Origin of the sequence: Pseudomonas sp. NPDC089408 (genome assembly GCF_044749445.1) — a bacterium.
GTDB lineage: Bacteria > Pseudomonadota > Gammaproteobacteria > Pseudomonadales > Pseudomonadaceae > Aquipseudomonas.
Window position 1 is genome coordinate 295,544 of record NZ_JBIVHY010000005.1, and the last position, 18,159, is coordinate 313,702.

An 18,159-nucleotide genomic window follows, 5' to 3' on the forward strand; every position below is an offset into this window, starting at 1 on the left:
TAGCTGATGGGCAACGCGCTTTGGTGAACGACCGACAATGAAAAAACCGTTGGCCCTAACTGGATCGGCGTATCGTACAATCGCCTACCGATTTCGTTGAGGCCCAGGATGTCCTTGCAAACGCTTAGCCCGGATTCTCTCCCCGATAACTGCAGGGGCATCCTCTACGCCCTGGCAACCTCGTTCCCTGGTAAAGGGAAAACCTCATTGCTCAAGTTGCTTCGCATCATGGGTATCTGTGACCCGGGCGGCAAGCTGCTTGATGTCTCCACCTTGCCCGGCCTGCTGGAATTGCTCCAGGACCAAGGCTGGGTTGAAGTGGAGCAGCGTAACGAAGGGCAATACTTCGTCGTGCCTGCACAGCGGCGCAACAGTGTGCTGCTCAGCCTGCTAAATGCCGCTGACGGTGCAGCGCGATTGCAGCAGATCGACGACAGCCTGCCAGCACTTGGGCAGAGTCAAGCCCCTGGCAAGCCTCGCGCATTGCAAGAGCTCTGGCTGGACCTGCTGAGTGGTAGCGGCCAGCGATTGCAACACTCGATGAATTGGGCGGGAAGGCTGTTCAACGCGAAGGACTGGGCCAGTCACCACCCTATGCATCTTCTGCAGGCCGATGCGGCCGGCCTGAAAGTGTTCGCCCACCTGGACGACACCGTGCGCGGGCTGCTGCTGGAAGACTACCTGTGCTTGAACAACAGCCTGTTCGGGCCGGCATCGCGTAGCTATGCCTTGGCTCAACTTGAAATGGCGCACTCCCCATCCCCTGCGCTGGGGGTGCAGTTGATGCACCAGGCCCTGTGGCGAGGCGACTGGAAAGCGCTGCAACTTTACGGTGAGCCATGCACCCCTATAACCTTCGCAAGCCTGCATTTTTTGCTGCGCGGCCAGGTTAGCGACACCCTGAAAGTGATACGGGCCTGGCTTACCGATCAGCGCAGGGAAACCAAAAAGCGCAAGATCGACCTGCCATCACTGCTTAACGGCCTGTACTGCCTGGCACTCATCGCTGAAAACGATAGCCAGCACCACACGGCGCTCAAGCAGGCCCTGGCTCAGGGCGACAAGCAGAACTACGGCACCACCTACCCGGCGCTCTCCAAGCTGCTCGAGCAATTACAGGGCAACAAACCAGACCTCTCGTACCTGCGCCCTTCAGCACTCAAAGGTTTTGATGGCCTTCTGCTCGCGCTCGCCCTGTACTGGCTGGATGCGCCGATCGCGCAGGGGCAGGATTGGCGCACGACACTGCAAGATTACAGAGCTGAACTCGATCAACAGGGTTACGCCTGGCTGGCGGCAGAGTTCGATGCCTTGATTGCAGCACAGTTTGGCGTGCCCAGGCAGCTGCACGATCTGCATCACGATGCCGGGTTAAAACCACTGGCCGCGTTGCTCCAGCGTCAGGAAGCCTGGCAGCACGCCCTCAGTGCATTGTGCCAATTGAAGCCGTCCAGCGCGCCGACCAGCCCCGCCAGCAAGAAGACGACTCGCCTGGCCTGGCTGCTGAAAACCAGTCGCTACTCCAGTCATCTGGAGCCGCGCGAGCAAAAGCTCGGGGCAAAGGGGCAATGGAGCAAAGGCCGCCCAGTAGCCCTTAAGCGCCTGGTAGATGAAGTTGACCGGCTGGACTTTCTTTGCGAGCAAGACCGGCAAGCCATCAGCACGATCCAGGCTGGCCATACGTATTATTCCAATGTCGAATTCGAGCTCCTTCCCGGTCTGGCCCTGCCCAGGCTGATCGGCCACCCGGCGCTGTTCTGGCACGATGCCCCGGACGTACGCGTCGAGCTCGAGGCAGGCCACGCCAGCCTGCACCTTGAGGCTGTCGATGGGCAGACTCATCTGCGCCTTGACCCGCAAGGCATCGTCACCGAAGACACCTACTACCTGCACCAGCAAACGCCGACCCGCCTGCTGATCTATTCGATCAACAGCGACCTGCGCCAGATCGGCAAGATCATCGACAAAGGCTTGCGCATACCGCAATCAGGTAAAGCGGAACTGATCGAAGCGATCAGCGCCATCGCGCCGCTGCTGCCCATCCATTCAGACCTCCCCGAATTTGCGGCGCAGCTCGACCACGAACCGGCAGATACACGCCTTTACGCCCATTTGCTTCCACTTGCCGAAGGTTTGCGCCTGCAGTTGCTGGTGCGGCCGTTGGCCGAGAGTAGCTGGTTCCGCCCGGGCCAAGGCGCGCAAAACGTGCTTGGCGAGCGCGATGGCAAGCCCCTGCAGGTGTGCCGCGACCTCGCGGGCGAGCGCCAGGCACTGCAACAGGTGCTACAGGCCTGTCCCGGTTTGGCCAACGCCGATAGCGATGGTCAGGAATGGCAGTTGGACCAGCCGCAGGATGCCTTGCAGGTACTCGCCGAATTGCATGCGCTGGATGGCGACCAGTTGCACTGTGTTTGGCCAGAAGGCGAACGCATGCGCTTGAAAGGCCGCCTGAAGCTGAATGAACTCCAGCTGGGCCTGCGCAAACAGGGCGATTGGTTCGTGCTGCAGGGCGAGATTGCGCTCGATGATGGCAAGGTGCTGCGTCTGCGCCAGCTTCTGGAGCTGCACAAGGCCAGCCCCGGGCGCTTCCTCAAGCTTGGCGAGCGCGACTGGTTGGCACTTGACGAAACATTGCGCAAGCGCCTGGACGAGCTGGCACACCTGGCCGATCGGGTCACCGACCAAGGCCTGCGTCTCAGCCCGTTGACCGCACCGTTGCTGGCCGGGTTGGCAGCCGAAGTTGGCGAATTCACTGCTGACAAAAGCTGGCAGGCACATCTGCAAAAACTGCAGTCGCTGCGCGACTACCAGCCTCAGCTGCCCCGCACCCTGCAAGCCGACTTACGTGGCTACCAGCATGAGGGCTTCATCTGGCTGGCACGCCTGGCTGAATGGGGCGTCGGTGCCTGCCTGGCCGACGACATGGGCTTGGGCAAGACGGTACAGATACTGGCCCTACTTCTGCAGCGAGCTGCCAACGGCCCACAACTGGTTGTTGCCCCGACATCGGTTACGCTCAATTGGCAAGCGGAATGCAGGCGGTTCGCCCCGCAACTGAAACTGCACCTGTATCATCAGGAACGCAACCTGAATGAGCTAGGCCCCGGCGACCTGGTTATCACCAGCTACGGCCTGTTGCAGCAAGACAGTGCCGCATTCGCCGCCTGCTCCTGGAACAGCGTCGTGCTGGACGAAGCGCAGGCAATCAAGAATGCCCAGACCAAGCGCGCCCAGGCTGTCATGGCATTGCAGGCGGATTTCCGCGTGGTCGCCACTGGCACCCCATTGGAAAACCACTTGGGCGAACTGTGGAGCCTGTTCCGCTTTATCAACCCGGGCCTGCTCGGCAGCCAGGAAAGCTTTAACAGCCGCTTCGCTACGCCAATTGAACAAGGCGATGCGGCAGCCCGACGGACCCTGAAAACCCTTATCCAGCCCTTCATCTTGCGTCGTCTCAAGAGCCAGGTACTCGACGAACTGCCCGCGCGGACAGAAATCACGTACAAAGTACCGCTCTCCGATGAGGAGGCTCACCTCTACGAAGCCCTTCGCCAGCAAGCGATGGACAACGTTGCGGACGCGGCTCCCGGAGCCGGCAGGTCCTTCAAGATACTGACTGAAATCACCCGACTGCGCCGTTTTTGCTGCCATCCGAGCCTGGTGATTGCGGATTCTGTACTACCAGGCAGCAAGCTTCAGGCCTTTGCGGCACTCGTCGAAGAGCTTTTGGACAATGGCCATAAAGCTCTGGTATTCAGCCAGTACGTCGACCACTTGAGCATCGTGCGCACGCTGCTCAATGAAAAACGCATCGCTTACCAGTACCTCGACGGTAGCGTACCCGCCAGAGAGCGCGAGCGCCGCGTGAACGCTTTCCAGGCTGGCCAGGGTGAAATCTTCCTAATCAGCCTGAAGGCCGGGGGCAGTGGCCTTAACCTGACCGCCGCCGACTATGTGATCCATCTCGACCCGTGGTGGAACCCTGCCGTAGAGGACCAAGCCAGCGACCGCGCCTATCGCATTGGCCAGCAGCGTCCGGTGACCATTTACCGACTGGTCGCCGAAAACAGCATTGAAGAGCAGATCGTCGGCTTGCACGCGCGTAAAAGAGACCTGGCCGACAGCTTGCTGGAGGGCGGCGAAACCAGCGCCAAGCTGGATGCCGACGCGCTGCTGGCACTGCTCGCTGGCGGAGCGCATTGATGCTGCGCCCATAGCGATTACATAGGGTTGGCAAGTGTTCTCCGTGCCTTATGCAGCGTCTATTCGATCGAGCGCCGCGCGTGGCCCGCAAGCGCAGCGAAGCCGAGGAGGTCAAGCGTACAAACCCTGGCGAAGGGGAGCCTTCATGGCTGACGGGGCTCAGTTGTCCAGAGCGCTTGCCACAGCCACAAAGGATTGCCATGGGACATACTCCAGCCTCCGCCCTGCCCCAGGTTCGCGTCGAGCGTGAACTGAGCCTGCGGGCAGTGCTCACCGGTGCGGTACTGGGCATTTTGCTTACACCCTCCAATGTGTACGCCGGGCTCAAGATCGGCTGGTCATTCAACATGTCGATCATCGCCCTGCTGGTCGGCTTCGTGCTGTGCAGCGCCGCGCTGCTGTCGGGGCTAGTGAAATGGATTGACGGGTTCGTCTGGGCGATACCGCGCTGGGCACCCACGCCTGCCTTCGAGCGCATGACCTTCACCTTAGACCCTTCGCTGCTGCTGGTCGGTTTCGGCGGCATCATCGGCATTCGCGTCGGCCTCACCCTGCTGCTTGGCGCTGCACTGGCATGGGGCGGCCTGGCGCCATGGCTGGTCGACCACGCCCTGGTGGTGCTGGCCCCGAACGCCAGCGGCCAGCTTCGGCCTGGCCGCCCCCGGCCAGGTGGCCATCAACCTGATGAGTGCCAACACGGCGGGTGGCGCGGCCGGGCAGTCCACCGACCTGATGAACGACTTCAAGGTTGGCCTGGCGATAGGCGCCACGCCGCACAAGCAGTTGCTGGCGCAATGCATCGGTCATGGGGGGGCATCGTTCTGGGAAATGCTGCGCACACTATGATCAGCCGGCTGAACCCAGCAGAATGACCTCGAATGTGGTCCCGGCCTCTTTACTGGACTCCACGTCAATCCTGCCACCATGGCTTGCCACGATCTCCGAGGCGATGAACAGCCCAAGGCCTAGCCCCGCTGCCGAGCCCCGCTCGCCCGATGAATAGCTCGAATAGCGCCCCTCCGGCCGGAAGATGAAAGGCATCACTTCGGCGGGGATAGGTTCACCCGAGTTCTGCACGCTTACCCGTGCGGCGCCTTCCACGTTGGCCACCTTCACCTTGATCGGCGCCGTTGCATCGCCATGGCGCAGGGCATTGCCAATCAGGTTGCTGAACACCTGGGCGATACGGTCAGGGTCGAACTGGCCGGTGATGCGCGCCTGCTCATCCAGGAGAATCGTTGCTTGAGGGTACCCCGTACGCAGCTCGTCAACAACAGCGCGGCAGATGGTGTTCAAATTGGCCCTTTGCAGGTTCACCGGAATGCCGGTACCGAGGTTGCAGCGGGCCAGGTCCAGCAGGTCGTTGATCATCACGTTCGCACGGCGGGCGCTGGTGCAGACCTGGTTGGCCAGCACCTTGCCCTTCTCATCCAGGCTTTGCTGACGCTGGATCAGGTCGCCCGCCATGAGTATCGCGCCGAGCGGCGATCGCAAGTCATGGCCAAGTACGGCGAGCACCATTTTTCGGGTCGATTCGACCGCCGTGCCATACGCAGCAACCGATTCTGCCAGCGCCTGGTCTATGGCTTCATTAAAGCGAATCATGTCTTGAACGTAATGGCTCTCGGCATGCGAACCGTGAGTAAGCCAGAGAGACAGCACGCTTGCACGCAGTGCCCGATACTCGGAAACCATCTGATCCATGGAGAACCCCGCTACCAGGCGTGCAACCGCGTGAGTTTCCGCGGCGGTATCACTGGAGCTCCTCGGCCCTCTTCCCTGAGCCTTTTCAGCTTGCTGATAGCCGGTTTGTGCCGTTCGCATGTCCAGGGCGGCAGTACGCAAGATCTTTTCGGCGTGATCGCGTAAACCCACGGAATCCTGCTTCGGCAGGTCTGTCTCCACCGAGCGCGCATAGTTCTCCCAAGCCTGGAGAATCGCTTCCATGCTGTTCTCAATGAAGTCGGACAGCTGCATCTCTATCCCCACTCTTAAAAAGCCGTCCGTACAGGTTAGCCCATCAAGTGGAAGTCTCCAGCCGAGCAAAAGCCCGGCAACACACTACCGGGCTGCAGGGCCTCAACGTTGTGAATCAAGCACTTCGTGCTGGGTTACAACCTGCTGGGCCTTGACGTAGCTTTCGATCAGCAGGCGGTAATGCGGGAAGATCAGGCTGTAGGCTTCGGCCCACTGCGCAGCGTCCGGGCGGTTCCAGGTGCGCTGGATTTCCGAGGCTACAGCCGCAGTATCCATGGGTACCACACCCGCCTGAACGACGCGGGCCAGGGTAATTTCCTGCGCGGCCTTGGAATAGGTCCCGGATGCATCGATCACGGCAAACACCCGGTACCCGGCGTTGACCGCAGCGATTGCCGGAAAGGCCATGCATACACTGGTGATGGTGCCGGCAATTACCAAGGTCTTCTTGCCAGTGGCCTCTACGGCAGCGACGAACTCAGGGTTGTCCCACGCGTTGATCTCACCCTTGCGCGCCACGTACTGCGCATGGGGGGCTGCCTCATGGATCTCGGGGATCAGCGGGCCGTTGGGGCCTTGCGGCACCGACGCGGTGGTAATCACCGGGATCTTCGCCAAGGTGGCGATCCTGGCGAGGGTAATGGCGTTGTTGCGCAGTTCGGTCATGGGCATGTCCTTGACCGTCTGGAACAACCCGCTCTGGTGGTCGATCAGCAGCATGGCGGTGTCATCGGGGTCGATCACCGGGCGTTGGCCGTTGAAGTTGGCAGTCTGGGTAAATTGCGTCATATCGGTTTCTCCTGGTAGGGCATTCAGCCGTGAAGGGCTATAGATGCCGGGCTGCTGTTGCCTGGCTGAAGTGCATGGAGGAAACGATACGGGCAGAACAATTGCCCCGGTAGCCAGCAAAAATTACTATCTGTGTTCCACCAGAGGAACACTGCAATGGATGATCTCAATGACCTTTACTATTTCGCCCAGGTGGTGGAGCACGGCGGCTTCACCCCGGCCGGTCGCGCCCTGGACGAGCCCAAATCAAAGCTGAGCCGGCGCATTGCCGGGCTTGAAGAGCGCCTGGGTGTGCGGCTGATCCAGCGCTCTACCCGGCATTTTTCGGTCACCGAGATCGGCCAGGTGTTCTACCGGCACTGCGTGGCGATGCTGGTGGAAGCAGCGGCAGCCACCGAAGCCGTCGAACAGCACCGCTCGGAGCCGCGCGGCGTGGTAAACCTGAGCTGCCCGACGGCGCTGCTGAACTTCTGGGTCGGTCCGATGCTGGCGCGGTTCATGGTGCAATACCCGCAGGTTGAACTGCATGTGCAGAGTACCAACCGCCAGGTAGACCTGATCCAGGAAGGCATCGACATCGCCCTGCGGGTTCGTTTTCCGCCACTGGAAAGCAGTGACCTGGTGATGAAGGTGCTGGGCGAGAGCCGCCAGCAGGTGGTAGGCGCGCCAGCCTTGCGCGAACGATTGCCGGCAAAGCCGACGCCCGCCGATGTCGCCGCCCTGCCGACGCTGCACTGGGGCGCGGTACAGCGCGATTACTACTGGCAACTGGAAGGCCCCCAAGGCACCAGTGCGCACGTACGCTACCAGCCTCGCATGGTCACCGACGACCTGGTAGCCCTGCGCCAGGCCGCGCTGGCAGGCGCGGGAGCAGTGCATATACCCGCCGTGGTGGTGTGTGAAGACCTGAATGCCGGCAAGCTGGTCAACCTGCTACCGGGCTGGGCACCGCGTACCGGGGTTGTGCACGCGGTTTATGCCTCACGCCGTGGGCTGTTGCCATCGGTGCGGGCGCTGCTCGACTTTCTTGGCGACGCGTTTGCCAGCAGCGGGATCAGCTAATGCGGGTGGTATGGCACCGGCTACGCCGGTGTTCGCGGCTAAAGCCGCTCCTACAAGGGACAGCGCAAGCTTTCAGCCAAACACCGCCCAATGTAGGAGCGGGTTCACCCGCGAAACAGGCGACGCGGTGGATGGCACCGGTTTTAGCCCCGCAGTCGTCGACCGCAAGGCCTGGGCCATGACCCTAACGCAACACCGCCAGCATGCTAGCCGCATCGCTGACTTCGAATTTGCCCGGGGCTTCGAGTGCAATGTGTTTGACAATCTGGTCGTCGACCACCATGGCATAGCGCAGCGAGCGGCGCCCCATGCCGCGTGCCGAGAGGTCCTGGATCAGGCCCAGTGCCTCGCTGAAATCGCCATTGCCATCGCCGATCATCTTTACTGCGTCACCCACCTGCAGGCTATTGCCCCAGGCGTTCATGACAAAGGCATCGTTCACCGAGACACAGAGAATTTCGTCAATGCCCGCTGCGAACAGTTCGGCTGCCGCAGCCACATAGCCGGGCACATGACGCTCGGAACAGGTCGGCGTGAACGCCCCTGGCAACGCGAAAATCAACACCTTCTTCTGCTTGCAGCGCTCGCGAATGGAAAAGGCAACCGGGCCGATCGCGCAGGCGTCGGCATCGTTGTTGTATTGGTAAAGGGTGCTATCCGGTAATTGATCGCCCGCCTTGATCATCGCTGTCTCCTGGGTGAGGTGATGATTGAGCGGCACATGATGCCGCAGTCCGGTCGAAATGTCCGTGCAGGCCTGCCAGTCATCGACGGCTGAAAAGCAAAAACCGCAACCTCTTCCCGTAACAAAAGGCTGCGGCTTTGGTGTTTGCGCGGCTGTCGCAGCCAGCTTCAGACTGCTGCTACACCAATCTCAGCGCAATAGCTCTGGGTTGCCCGCTCGATCACCTGGATATTCTTGTTAGCACGTACCAGCAGGAAAACGCCCAGCGCAATCATGATGATGCCGGGCACCAGCAGGAACAGCATGGGCAAGCCGAGGATAATGCAGAACCAGCCCACCAGCTTGAGGAACTTGGCAGCCTTCAGCAGCATGTTCTTTTGCGTGTAGATAGCGTCGGCGTCTTTGGTTGGCAGCATCTTGTAACCGCCAATGATTTCCCGCTCGTTCGAAAACAGCATGGCTTTCCAATTCCCTTTAGTGAGTGTGTGAATTACGCCACAGCAACCTTTGCGCTGTTGAACTATCACGGGGCTCGACTAGCCATTCGCTGCGAGCCGTCCGTGTATCTCGCATGGCCAAGGCCTTTGCAGGCGTTTGGACCGGCGCGATTTAACCATGTTGAAGTGCGCTACTTCAATCATTTATCGGGCCCGAAAAGCAGGCACAGGAATATCCCCTGAAACAGGGAACTCATTGAGCCGGGAACGCTCTGATAAAGCTTGGCCTGCGCCAGGCAACCGGTAATATTATTATGACATCAACCCGGATTGCCGTTTAACGCGCCAGTATCGCCTGGTGATGGTCAATGGAAGGAACAGGCACCTGAACACGTCGTGCCGTCAGCCATTCGCGCATTCGCGCGGTATCGAAAATCTGCCCCTCTTCCATCATCACCAGAATGAGTGTTTGGGACATTCGGTAACAACCACATCGGGCACAACACCGCTCTTCCCAGCCGTGGGCGCATTCAACGGATTCGGCCTGCCCTGCGCAAATTAGACAGCTCATGTAAGCCCCCTTTTATTTTTCTTCCATGAAGGGTGGGTGCAAGGTTACGAAGATCGTATGTTTTCGGCTGACCATGAGATTTTCATGCCAACTTCGAAGCCGCTACTTACCCAGAGCACGCAAGAGGCCACCGCCGCCACACCATTTCCCCTGCAACCGGGCCCCTGTAGGAGCGGGTTCACCCGCGAAGAGGCCAGCACAGGCGCAAGATCACTGAAGCCCCAGCACCCTCTCCAGTACTGATTAGCCAACCGCATCATGAGCAAAACTAAAAAAACTTTGAATCATCTTCAATATCATTCATGCAGCGCCCTGCCTAGAATGGCCCTCATTCCAGGACAACTTAAAGACTACCAAGCGCCGCCCTGACCACCCAGCAGGGACGCACCGCACCGCGTGAGTCAAGCATCAGGACAGCCGTACGCCATGAACAAAGAACCTGTATTCACCGTCAAGCGCATTGCCTTTGACGAACACTATCACCCCGCCGAAAACACCCGCATCACGACCAACTTCGCCAACCTGGCGCGGGGTGCCAATCGCAAGGAAAACCTGCGCAACACCTTGACGATGATCAACAACCGCTTCAATGCCCTGGCGCACTGGGACAACGCCGAAAATGATCGTTACAGCGTCGAGCTGGAAATCATTTCGGTTGAAATGCACCTGGATGCCGAAGCGCATGGCAATGCCTTACCGCTGATTGAAATTTTGAAAACCCATATTGTCGACCACAAGACCAATACCCGTTTCGAGGGCATGGTCGGCAACAACTTTTCATCGTACGTGCGCGATTACGATTTCAGTGTCCTGCTGCTGGAGCACAACAAAGGCCTGCCAACTTTCAGCACGCCTGAAAACTTTGGCGTGCTGCACGGCAACCTGTTCAAGTGCTTCATCAACTCGTCAACCTACAAAGCGCATTTCAACAAGCCGCCGGTTATCTGCCTGAGCGTGTCGAGCAGCAAGACCTACCACCGCACCGAAAACCAGCACCCGGTGCTGGGCGTTGAATACCAGCAGGACGAATACTCCCTGACCGACGAGTACTTCAACAAGATGGGGCTGAAGGTGCGGTACTTCATGCCGCCGAACAGTGTTGCCCCCTTGGCATTCTACTTTTCCGGTGACCTGCTGGCCGACTACAGCAACCTCGAGCTGATCAGCACCATCAGCACCATGGATACCTTCCAGAAAATCTACCGCCCCGAGATCTACAACGCCAACTCCGCAGCCGGCAAGTCCTACCAGCCCAGCCTCAAGCACCAGGACTACTCGCTCACGCGCATTGTCTACGACCGCGAAGAACGCAGCCGGCTGGCAATCGAGCAGGGCAAGTTTGCCGAAGAGCAATTTGTCAAACCGTACCAGGCCACGCTTGCCCAATGGTCCGCTCAATACCTCTGATCTATTTAAAGTACAAGGTTACCGTTCATGAACACTCTGCTTCCAACGTCCACCGCCGGCAGCTTGCCTAAACCATCCTGGCTTGCCGAGCCGGAAAAGCTCTGGTCACCCTGGAAGTTGCAAGGCGAGCAACTGCTTGAAGGTAAACAGGACGCCCTGCGCCTGGCCTTGCTGGAACAACAGCACGCCGGTATCGATATCGTCAGTGACGGCGAACAGACGCGCCAGCATTTCGTTACCACGTTTATCGAGCACCTCAGCGGTGTCGACTTTGAAAAGCGTGAAACCGTGCGTATTCGCGATCGCTACGATGCCAGCGTACCGACTGTAGTCGGTGCTGTCGCCCGGCAAAAACCGGTGTTTGTCGACGATGCCCGGTTCCTTCGCCAGCAAACTAACCAGCCGATCAAGTGGGCGCTGCCAGGCCCCATGACCATGATCGACACGCTGTATGACAGCCACTATAAAAGCCGGGAAAAGCTCGCCTGGGAATTCGCCAAGATTCTTAACCAGGAAGCCCTGGAACTGGAAGCTGCCGGTGTCGATATCATTCAGTTCGACGAACCCGCGTTCAATGTGTTCTTTGACGACGTGAACGACTGGGGTGTCGCCGCCCTGGAAAGGGCTGTCCAGGGCCTTAAGTGCGAAACGGCCGTGCACATCTGCTACGGCTATGGCATCAAGGCCAATACCGACTGGAAAAAGACCTTGGGCTCGGAATGGCGGCAATATGAAGAAGCCTTCCCCAAGTTGCAGCAGTCCAGCATCGATATCATTTCGCTGGAGTGCCACAACGCGCATGTGCCAATGGACCTGATCGAGCTGATTCGCGGCAAGAAAGTCATGGTCGGCGCCATCGATGTGGCCGACCATGCCATCGAAACGCCCGAAGAGGTCGCCAACACCCTGCGCAAGGCCCTGCAGTTCGTCGATGCCGACAAACTCTACCCTTGCACCAACTGCGGCATGGCCCCCCTGCCTCGCCGGGTTGCCAACGGCAAGCTTAAAGCGCTGAGTGCAGGTGCAGCCATCGTTCGCCAGGAACTGGCAAACGCCCGCTGAAGCAAACGCAGCCACAGGGCCTAGCATGTTGATTTCTGGTACCGCCTGAAAAGGATTGTCAGGATCACGCAATCATGCGGCAAACGCCGCATCATCGCGTCGGTGAGCGATTTCCTGCTCACTGCCAAGGACATCTCCTTCACCACGCTGGCAGGTGTCAGCGTGGCTTCTGGCCCAGCCCACTGAAAGCCCGCTATAGCGCCTGCTGCTACCTTGGACGCAAATGCACGACGCTGCCGTTAGTACTGCGCGCATTGTGCTGGCCTCTTCGCGGGCGCGCCCGCTCCCACAGGTACCGTGCAACTCTTGAGGACTACGAAGATCCTGTGGGAGCGGGCGTGCCCGCGAAGAGGCCGGTACAGGCAATAAATCAGGCAAGCCAAGGCACGCTGTTCAAATCACTTCATCATGCCTAACTCAGCATCATCCATAAGCGCCTTGGCCAAAGCACAAAGGTAGTGCGAGGCCCAGATCAGTCGGGGCTTGTCTTCCATCAGTCCATTCAGGGTCATGTCCCGTGCGTAGCCCATCAGCTCCGAAGCTTGCTCGCGGGCGCTCTGGCAAGGGATACCGGCTTCGATACGGAACAGCGGTCCGGCTTGCCAATACTGTGGTCACTGGCCGTTCCCTGCACAAGATCTGATGCCTGTGCTGGCCTCTTCGCGGGTGAACCCGCTCCTACAGGAAACCCACATGCCGCGAGGCAGTCGCTGCACCTGTGGGAGCGAGTTCACCCGCGAAGAGGCCAGCTCAGTCAACACTTCAATAGCGTCCAAGCGCAATATCCGACGCCCGCTGCGTTATCCTGCCTCTTTCCCACCCCGGCACGAGATTGCCCTGGCAGCCTTGAACTGTACCTGGTCGGCGCACTGTTGAGCCATTTTCAGCATTGTCGCCATGCATGACACAGGCTCACCCGAAGGGTGAGGAATGATCGTTTGAGTCGAACAGGCTACATGACGTTAATTGGGTGAACACTACACTACAGGTGAAATCATGATCCACGGAAAAACCCTGGAAGCCTGGCAACAAAGCCACCCGATCATCACCGACCTGGTTACCTTGAAGGAAACCAGCTGGTTCAACCCGGGCATCGCCAACGCGTCAGACGCGTTGAGCGACGTGGGCCTGACGGCTGAAGACGTGCAGGCCACCAGCGAGCGGCTACGGCGGTTCGCGCCTTACCTCGCCACCGTGTTCCCCGAAACGGCAGCCACTGGCGGGGTTATCGAGTCGCACATCGCCCCACTGCCAAAGCTTCGCCAGCAACTGCTCGAAGAGAGCGCACTGCAGAACGTGGGGAGCCTGTGGCTCAAGGCAGACAGTGACCTGCCTATCTCAGGCTCCATCAAGGCCCGCGGCGGCATCCATGAGGTGCTCAAGCACGCTGAAGACCTGGCCTTGGCGACCGGCCTGATCACGCCCACCGATGACTATGTGGCACTGGCCAGTGAGCAGGCGCGTGCGTTCTTCAGCCAGTACAAGATCGCCGTGGGTTCGACCGGTAACCTGGGGTTGTCGATTGGCATCATGAGCGCGAAGCTGGGCTTTCAGGTAAGCGTGCATATGTCGTCCGACGCCCGGCAGTGGAAAAAGGACAAGCTGCGCGCCAACGGTGTAACGGTCGTTGAACACGCGTCGGATTACAGCGTTGCCGTCGAACAAGGCCGCCAGCAGGCCGCATCCGACCCCAGCTGTTACTTCGTTGACGACGAGAACTCCCCGCAACTGTTTCTGGGCTATGCCGTAGCGGCCGAGCGCCTGGCGCGGCAATTCGGCCAGGCCGGCATCAAGGTGGACGCCGATCACCCGCTGTTTGTTTACCTGCCCTGCGGTGTCGGCGGCGGCCCTGGTGGCGTCGCATTCGGTTTGAAGCTGGTGTTCGGTGACGCCGTGCATTGCATCTTTGCCGAGCCCACCCACTCCCCCTGCATGCTGCTGGGGGTGTACACCGGCCTGCACGATGAAACCAGTGTGCAGGACTTCGGCATCGACAACATTACCGCCGCCGATGGCCTGGCGGTCGGGCGCCCATCGGGGTTTGTCGGCAAGGCCATGCAGCGGCTGATCGATGGCTACTACACCGTTACTGACGAAGCGCTGTACCGCCTGATGGTCATTGCCTTCGAGCAGGACGAGGTCAAGCTGGAACCTTCTGCGCTGGCGGGCGTGCCCGGCATGGCCCGTGTATTACAATCCGGCGAATACCTGGCGCGCCTGGGCTACACCCCAACCCAGCTGCAAAATGCCACGCATCTTGTATGGGGAACGGGCGGTAGCATGGTGCCAGCAACCGAGTTTGACGCTTACCTGGCCAAAGGCCGTGCCCTGCTGACGCGTCCGTAACCTGTGAACAAGGACTGCTGAGTGAACAAGCCCGGCCGCGGCGCAATCAAGCTCAATGGTGCCCATCTGGGCAGCCTGCATGTGTTTCTGGTCGCTGCGCGCTACCTGAGCTTTGCGCGTGCGGCCGATGAGCTGTGCCTGAGCGCAAGCGCCGTGAGCCACCGCATCAACCGGCTCGAGCGTGAGCTGGCGTTGAAACTGTTCAACCGCATGCCGCGCAAGGTAAGCCTGACCGAGGACGGCGAACGCCTGTTCGCGGTCATGCAGCGCTCGATGGACGAGATCAACGAAGCCGTTCAGGAACGCGCGCATGGCGAGATTGCCGGCCAGCTGACCCTGTACGTTCGCCCGTCGGTCGCGCAGTGCTGGCTGGTGCCACGCCTTGCCCGGTTCACCTCCCGTTACCCTGATATCCAGCTGGATATCAGGGTGGGTAACGAGAGCATCGATTACCGAACCCGCAAGATCGACCTGGTCTTGTGTTATTCGGATGGCCACCACCCAGGGCTTACCAGCATTCACTTGATGGGCGAACGGATTGCCCCAGTGTGTTCTGCCCAATACGCAGAAAGCCATGGTTTGACCGGCGAGCTGCAGCAGCTGGGGCGCTGCACCGCCTTGCATGATGTGGCGGCCTGGGACAACGCTGCATTCGATGCAGAATGGCAGCAGTGGGCCAACGCCACGGCCACCGACGTGCACCTCCCGCGCAGGTTCCTGACCTTCGATCGCTCCGACCTTTGCACGCTTGCCGCGCTGAACCATGCCGGCATCGCCATTGGCCGGGAACAACTGGTGCGCGAGCGCATAGGCAAGGGTGAACTGGTGTTGCCTTTTGGTGGCTTTCGCGACACGTCCAATCACGGTTATTACCTGGTTCACCCGCACCATGACGGCATGCCCAAGCGGCTGCAGGTGTTGATTGACTGGCTGGTGAAAGCCGCTCAGGCTGAATTTTAGGAAATCAACAGCCTCTGTGGGAGCGGCCTTGTGTCGCGATGGGCCGCAAAGCGGCCCCGTCGATATATACGGTGATGCTGAAATCGTGGGGCTGCTCTGCAGCCCATCGCGGCGCAAGGCCGCTCCCACAGGTATGGTGCAGACTTCAGGCTGTCACTGGCGCAGCAAGGCAACGTTCTGATCAATCCGCCCTTGAACTGTCTGCAAGGTATCACGGGTGATAGCCCCTGGGCACAGTTGCCCGGCAATGCTTGCAAACTGACCGGCCACATCGCAGATGCGGTCAATCAGTTTGCAGGCAACGTCCAGAGGTACTTCGGCTTCTTCAGCAAGCCTTAGCACTTGTGCGCGGGAAACTGCCAGCGCCTCGCCCATCACATCCATCTGGTGGTAGCCACCTGGCCCTTCACAGAACGTCACGTCGTAGGCCGGTGCCAATTGCCAGCGACCTTCTGGCGACATCAGGAAGGCAAAGTTCTTCGGATGATCGTCTCTGTTATTGAACGCAATGTTGAAGACTGCACGCTCGAACGCCACCGCCATTTCACGTACATCGTTGGTACACATCTGCGTTGCCCGCACGAAATTTACGTAATCAAGAACACCCGGTGACTGGAAGTCAGCCCCCGTGAAAGCCGCAAGGCTCTGCATGGGTACACGCATGCCCTGCTGCCGGTCGAAGCGCTTGCTGGCAAACCCTGCCATCCCATTGGGCAGGCTGAAGTACTGCGTTTCTGGTGTGGCGATGGCGCATTTGCGCAGGCATTCGGCGTAGGCCCCATTTTACTGGTGCTTAAAGGCTTAAACAGTGGATAGCCCACAGTATTGTTGATTTATCTCCCCACCTCACTCCCCCGTGAGATCAACAACGCCGCGAACCGGGCTACCGGTTCGCGGCGTTTTCGCGCAAGGCGTACCTCAGGCAATCAGCAGGGAATACCCGCCAGTGGCCAGGCTGGCGCTTGTGTCGCTTTGGCCAGACGGCGTTTTCGCGCCCATTGGGTCAATGTGGCCATCATGGCAAAGCCAAGCAGGATCAACACCGGATAGGCCATCAGCAATTCGGTCAACGAGTACTTCCAGGCCAGCGGGCGGCACACGCCAAGCATTGCCGCATATAACCAAGACACACCCGACAAGGCGCCGGAGAACAGGGCGAACGTGCGCACGCCAACATTCAGGTCGAGTAACGAGCCCGCTTTGAGCAGGGCAGGCAATACATAACGATGCAACAACATGCCATTGAAGGTCAGTAACAAGACAATAATGATTTTCGCCTGAAGTTTAGGATTGGCGAAATAGTTCATGCCTTTTTCCAGGTAATCGAGACCAATGACAGCGATACCGCTCAGCCACAAGAATATCAAGGCATTGGCCACAGACTTCTGCAAACGCGCCATATGGGTACTGTCGTGCCCGCCTTGTTTATGCCCTTTCAATAAATCCTTGACCATTTCAACATCACTCGCAAACACGAGGCCTATCGCGATGCAGCACGCCAGCAAATGAATATAAATCACCGACATCCGCACCATTTCCATGGATTCTTTCTGCCCGAACAGGCTAATAATTGTATTGATCTCCACGTCGAATTCTCCACGCAATACTTGAAACCAGAGGGTCTTGTTATAAACAGGCGAACGCCTTGATCGCAACAGCAAGACCAAATTCATATCGTTAAGTTAAAGTGCAGACTGTTATTTCACACAGGCAATGGCTCACCCGATGAGCCTCGATTGGGCATGGCATTGCTCCAATATTCAGGTAAAAAAAAGCCCCACGTGCATCCCGACGATGCAGATGAGGTCGAACGTCCATTACTTTCTGAGCAAAGGCGCAAGGTGCAGTTCTGGAGGAATACACCCGCTGGCCAATATGAACGAGCCGCAAGCAAATCGTTCATTTTTCGAACAAGACCACCGACCAGCGGTATTTAAAGCCGCATTAGTTAGTTAACTAACTTCCTGCAAGCTGACCGAATAGGAAGTTTTTAGTGACGACTGGATCCAAACTTCCTGGCCGGCTTTGATTGCTCTAGTTCGCGGCGCGGAGTTTGCTGGTAATGAAGATTTCGCCGCTCAATACCTTGTGAATGGGGCAGGCATTGGCAATCTCGAGCAAGCGCGCGCGTTGTTCGTCATTTAGCGCCCCGTGCAGGCTGATTTCGCGAGAGATCTGGAGCTTGGGTTCACGCCCCAGTTGTTCCTGCTCGATGTTGATGTCCACATTGATGGCTTGCAGTGGCATTTCCTTGCGCTGGGCATACATGGCAACAGTGATCGAAGTGCAGGCCCCCAACGATGAGAGCAACAGCGCATGCGGCGACGGCCCTGCATCGCTGCCACCTGCCTGCGTGTCAACGTCACTGGCCCACTGGTGCTGGCCATCGGTGATGTTCACCTGGTACGCCACGCCTGCGTAAGACGCGCGGATTGCTCGCTCTGCCATGGAAACTCCTGATTGATGATTGTTCTGAAAGGCCCCGTTGCGAGGGCTGTGGGGGTTGAATGATAGAAGCACGACATGATTAGCGGCAGACAATGAAAACGGGTCCCAGCGTTCCGCCTGGTGAACGCGGACCTTTGTAGGAGCGGCCTTGTGTCGCGATCGGGCTGCGCAGCAGCCCCAGGATGCCAGCGTAAATGCACAAATTGCTGGTG

General features: G+C 59.0%; 13 protein-coding genes and 3 pseudogenes. 7 read left to right on the forward strand and 9 right to left on the reverse strand.

The window, feature by feature from the left end:
• Positions 1 to 207: 207 nt before the first annotated feature.
• Both ACIP02_RS11370 and ACIP02_RS11375 read left to right on the forward strand, forming a co-directional pair.
• Positions 208 to 4,203, forward strand: coding sequence for a DEAD/DEAH box helicase (locus ACIP02_RS11370; RefSeq protein WP_400616319.1), 3,996 nt, complete (start codon positions 208 to 210; stop codon positions 4,201 to 4,203).
• A gap of 200 nt (positions 4,204 to 4,403) precedes the next feature.
• A pseudogene (locus ACIP02_RS11375) lies at positions 4,404 to 5,007 on the forward strand (OPT/YSL family transporter); the annotation flags it as partial.
• A gap of 42 nt (positions 5,008 to 5,049) precedes the next feature.
• Here the strand turns inward: ACIP02_RS11375 and ACIP02_RS11380 are convergent.
• The gene (locus ACIP02_RS11380; protein ID WP_400616322.1) at positions 5,050 to 6,180 is read right to left on the reverse strand and encodes a sensor histidine kinase; all 1,131 of its coding nucleotides are present in this window, start codon (positions 6,178 to 6,180) and stop codon (positions 5,050 to 5,052) included.
• Between the two features lie 102 nt (positions 6,181 to 6,282).
• Positions 6,283 to 6,969 carry a hydrolase gene (locus ACIP02_RS11385; protein ID WP_400616325.1) on the reverse strand — a complete coding sequence of 229 codons (687 nt, stop codon included), beginning with the start codon at positions 6,967 to 6,969 and terminating at the stop codon, positions 6,283 to 6,285.
• A 156-nt stretch (positions 6,970 to 7,125) separates the two neighbouring features.
• Between ACIP02_RS11385 and ACIP02_RS11390 the strand changes: the two genes are divergently transcribed.
• On the forward strand, positions 7,126 to 8,031 hold the full coding sequence (locus ACIP02_RS11390; RefSeq protein ID WP_400616327.1) for a LysR family transcriptional regulator: 906 nt from the start codon (positions 7,126 to 7,128) through the stop codon (positions 8,029 to 8,031).
• Positions 8,032 to 8,215: 184 nt separating this feature from the next.
• On the opposite strand, the gene ACIP02_RS11395 is transcribed toward ACIP02_RS11390, so the two are convergent.
• The 3 genes from ACIP02_RS11395 to ACIP02_RS11405 all read right to left on the reverse strand — a co-directional run bounded on the left by ACIP02_RS11395 (position 8,216) and on the right by ACIP02_RS11405 (position 9,631).
• Positions 8,216 to 8,716, reverse strand: coding sequence for a peroxiredoxin (locus ACIP02_RS11395; RefSeq protein WP_400616329.1), 501 nt, complete (start codon positions 8,714 to 8,716; stop codon positions 8,216 to 8,218).
• 167 nt (positions 8,717 to 8,883) lie between these two features.
• Complete coding sequence (locus tag ACIP02_RS11400; protein ID WP_201207558.1) at positions 8,884 to 9,174, reverse strand: hypothetical protein; 291 nt, start codon at positions 9,172 to 9,174, stop codon at positions 8,884 to 8,886.
• Positions 9,175 to 9,490: 316 nt separating this feature from the next.
• On the reverse strand, positions 9,491 to 9,631 hold the full coding sequence (locus ACIP02_RS11405) for a hypothetical protein (RefSeq protein ID WP_284353864.1): 141 nt from the start codon (positions 9,629 to 9,631) through the stop codon (positions 9,491 to 9,493).
• Between the two features lie 519 nt (positions 9,632 to 10,150).
• Between ACIP02_RS11405 and ACIP02_RS11410 the strand changes: the two genes are divergently transcribed.
• Together ACIP02_RS11410 and ACIP02_RS11415 are read left to right on the forward strand one after the other, a co-directional pair.
• Complete coding sequence (locus ACIP02_RS11410; RefSeq protein ID WP_400616333.1) at positions 10,151 to 11,131, forward strand: DUF1852 domain-containing protein; 981 nt, start codon at positions 10,151 to 10,153, stop codon at positions 11,129 to 11,131.
• Between the two features lie 27 nt (positions 11,132 to 11,158).
• Positions 11,159 to 12,193, forward strand: a complete 1,035-nt coding sequence (locus ACIP02_RS11415; protein ID WP_400616336.1) for a methionine synthase — start codon at positions 11,159 to 11,161, stop codon at positions 12,191 to 12,193.
• 398 nt (positions 12,194 to 12,591) lie between these two features.
• Here ACIP02_RS11415 and ACIP02_RS11420 read toward each other — a convergent pair.
• Positions 12,592 to 12,795, reverse strand: a pseudogene (locus ACIP02_RS11420) (DUF3077 domain-containing protein); the annotation flags it as partial.
• Between the two features lie 394 nt (positions 12,796 to 13,189).
• On the opposite strand from ACIP02_RS11420, the gene ACIP02_RS11425 reads away from it, so the two are divergent.
• Both ACIP02_RS11425 and dsdC read left to right on the forward strand, forming a co-directional pair.
• A complete protein-coding gene (locus tag ACIP02_RS11425) occupies positions 13,190 to 14,539 on the forward strand; it encodes a D-serine ammonia-lyase (RefSeq protein WP_400616339.1) in 1,350 nt (449 codons plus the stop codon).
• Between the two features lie 21 nt (positions 14,540 to 14,560).
• Positions 14,561 to 15,499, forward strand: a complete 939-nt coding sequence (gene dsdC / locus ACIP02_RS11430) for a DNA-binding transcriptional regulator DsdC (RefSeq protein ID WP_400616341.1) — start codon at positions 14,561 to 14,563, stop codon at positions 15,497 to 15,499.
• Positions 15,500 to 15,652: 153 nt separating this feature from the next.
• On the opposite strand, the pseudogene ACIP02_RS11435 reads toward dsdC, so the two are convergent.
• The 3 genes and pseudogenes from ACIP02_RS11435 to ACIP02_RS11445 form a co-directional block, all read right to left on the reverse strand.
• Positions 15,653 to 16,273: pseudogene (locus ACIP02_RS11435) on the reverse strand (type II toxin-antitoxin system HipA family toxin); the annotation flags it as partial.
• 152 nt (positions 16,274 to 16,425) lie between these two features.
• On the reverse strand, positions 16,426 to 17,040 hold the full coding sequence (locus ACIP02_RS11440; RefSeq protein ID WP_400616457.1) for a hypothetical protein: 615 nt from the start codon (positions 17,038 to 17,040) through the stop codon (positions 16,426 to 16,428).
• 493 nt (positions 17,041 to 17,533) lie between these two features.
• Positions 17,534 to 17,947, reverse strand: a complete 414-nt coding sequence (locus ACIP02_RS11445; protein WP_400616343.1) for an OsmC family protein — start codon at positions 17,945 to 17,947, stop codon at positions 17,534 to 17,536.
• Positions 17,948 to 18,159 lie beyond the last annotated feature (212 nt).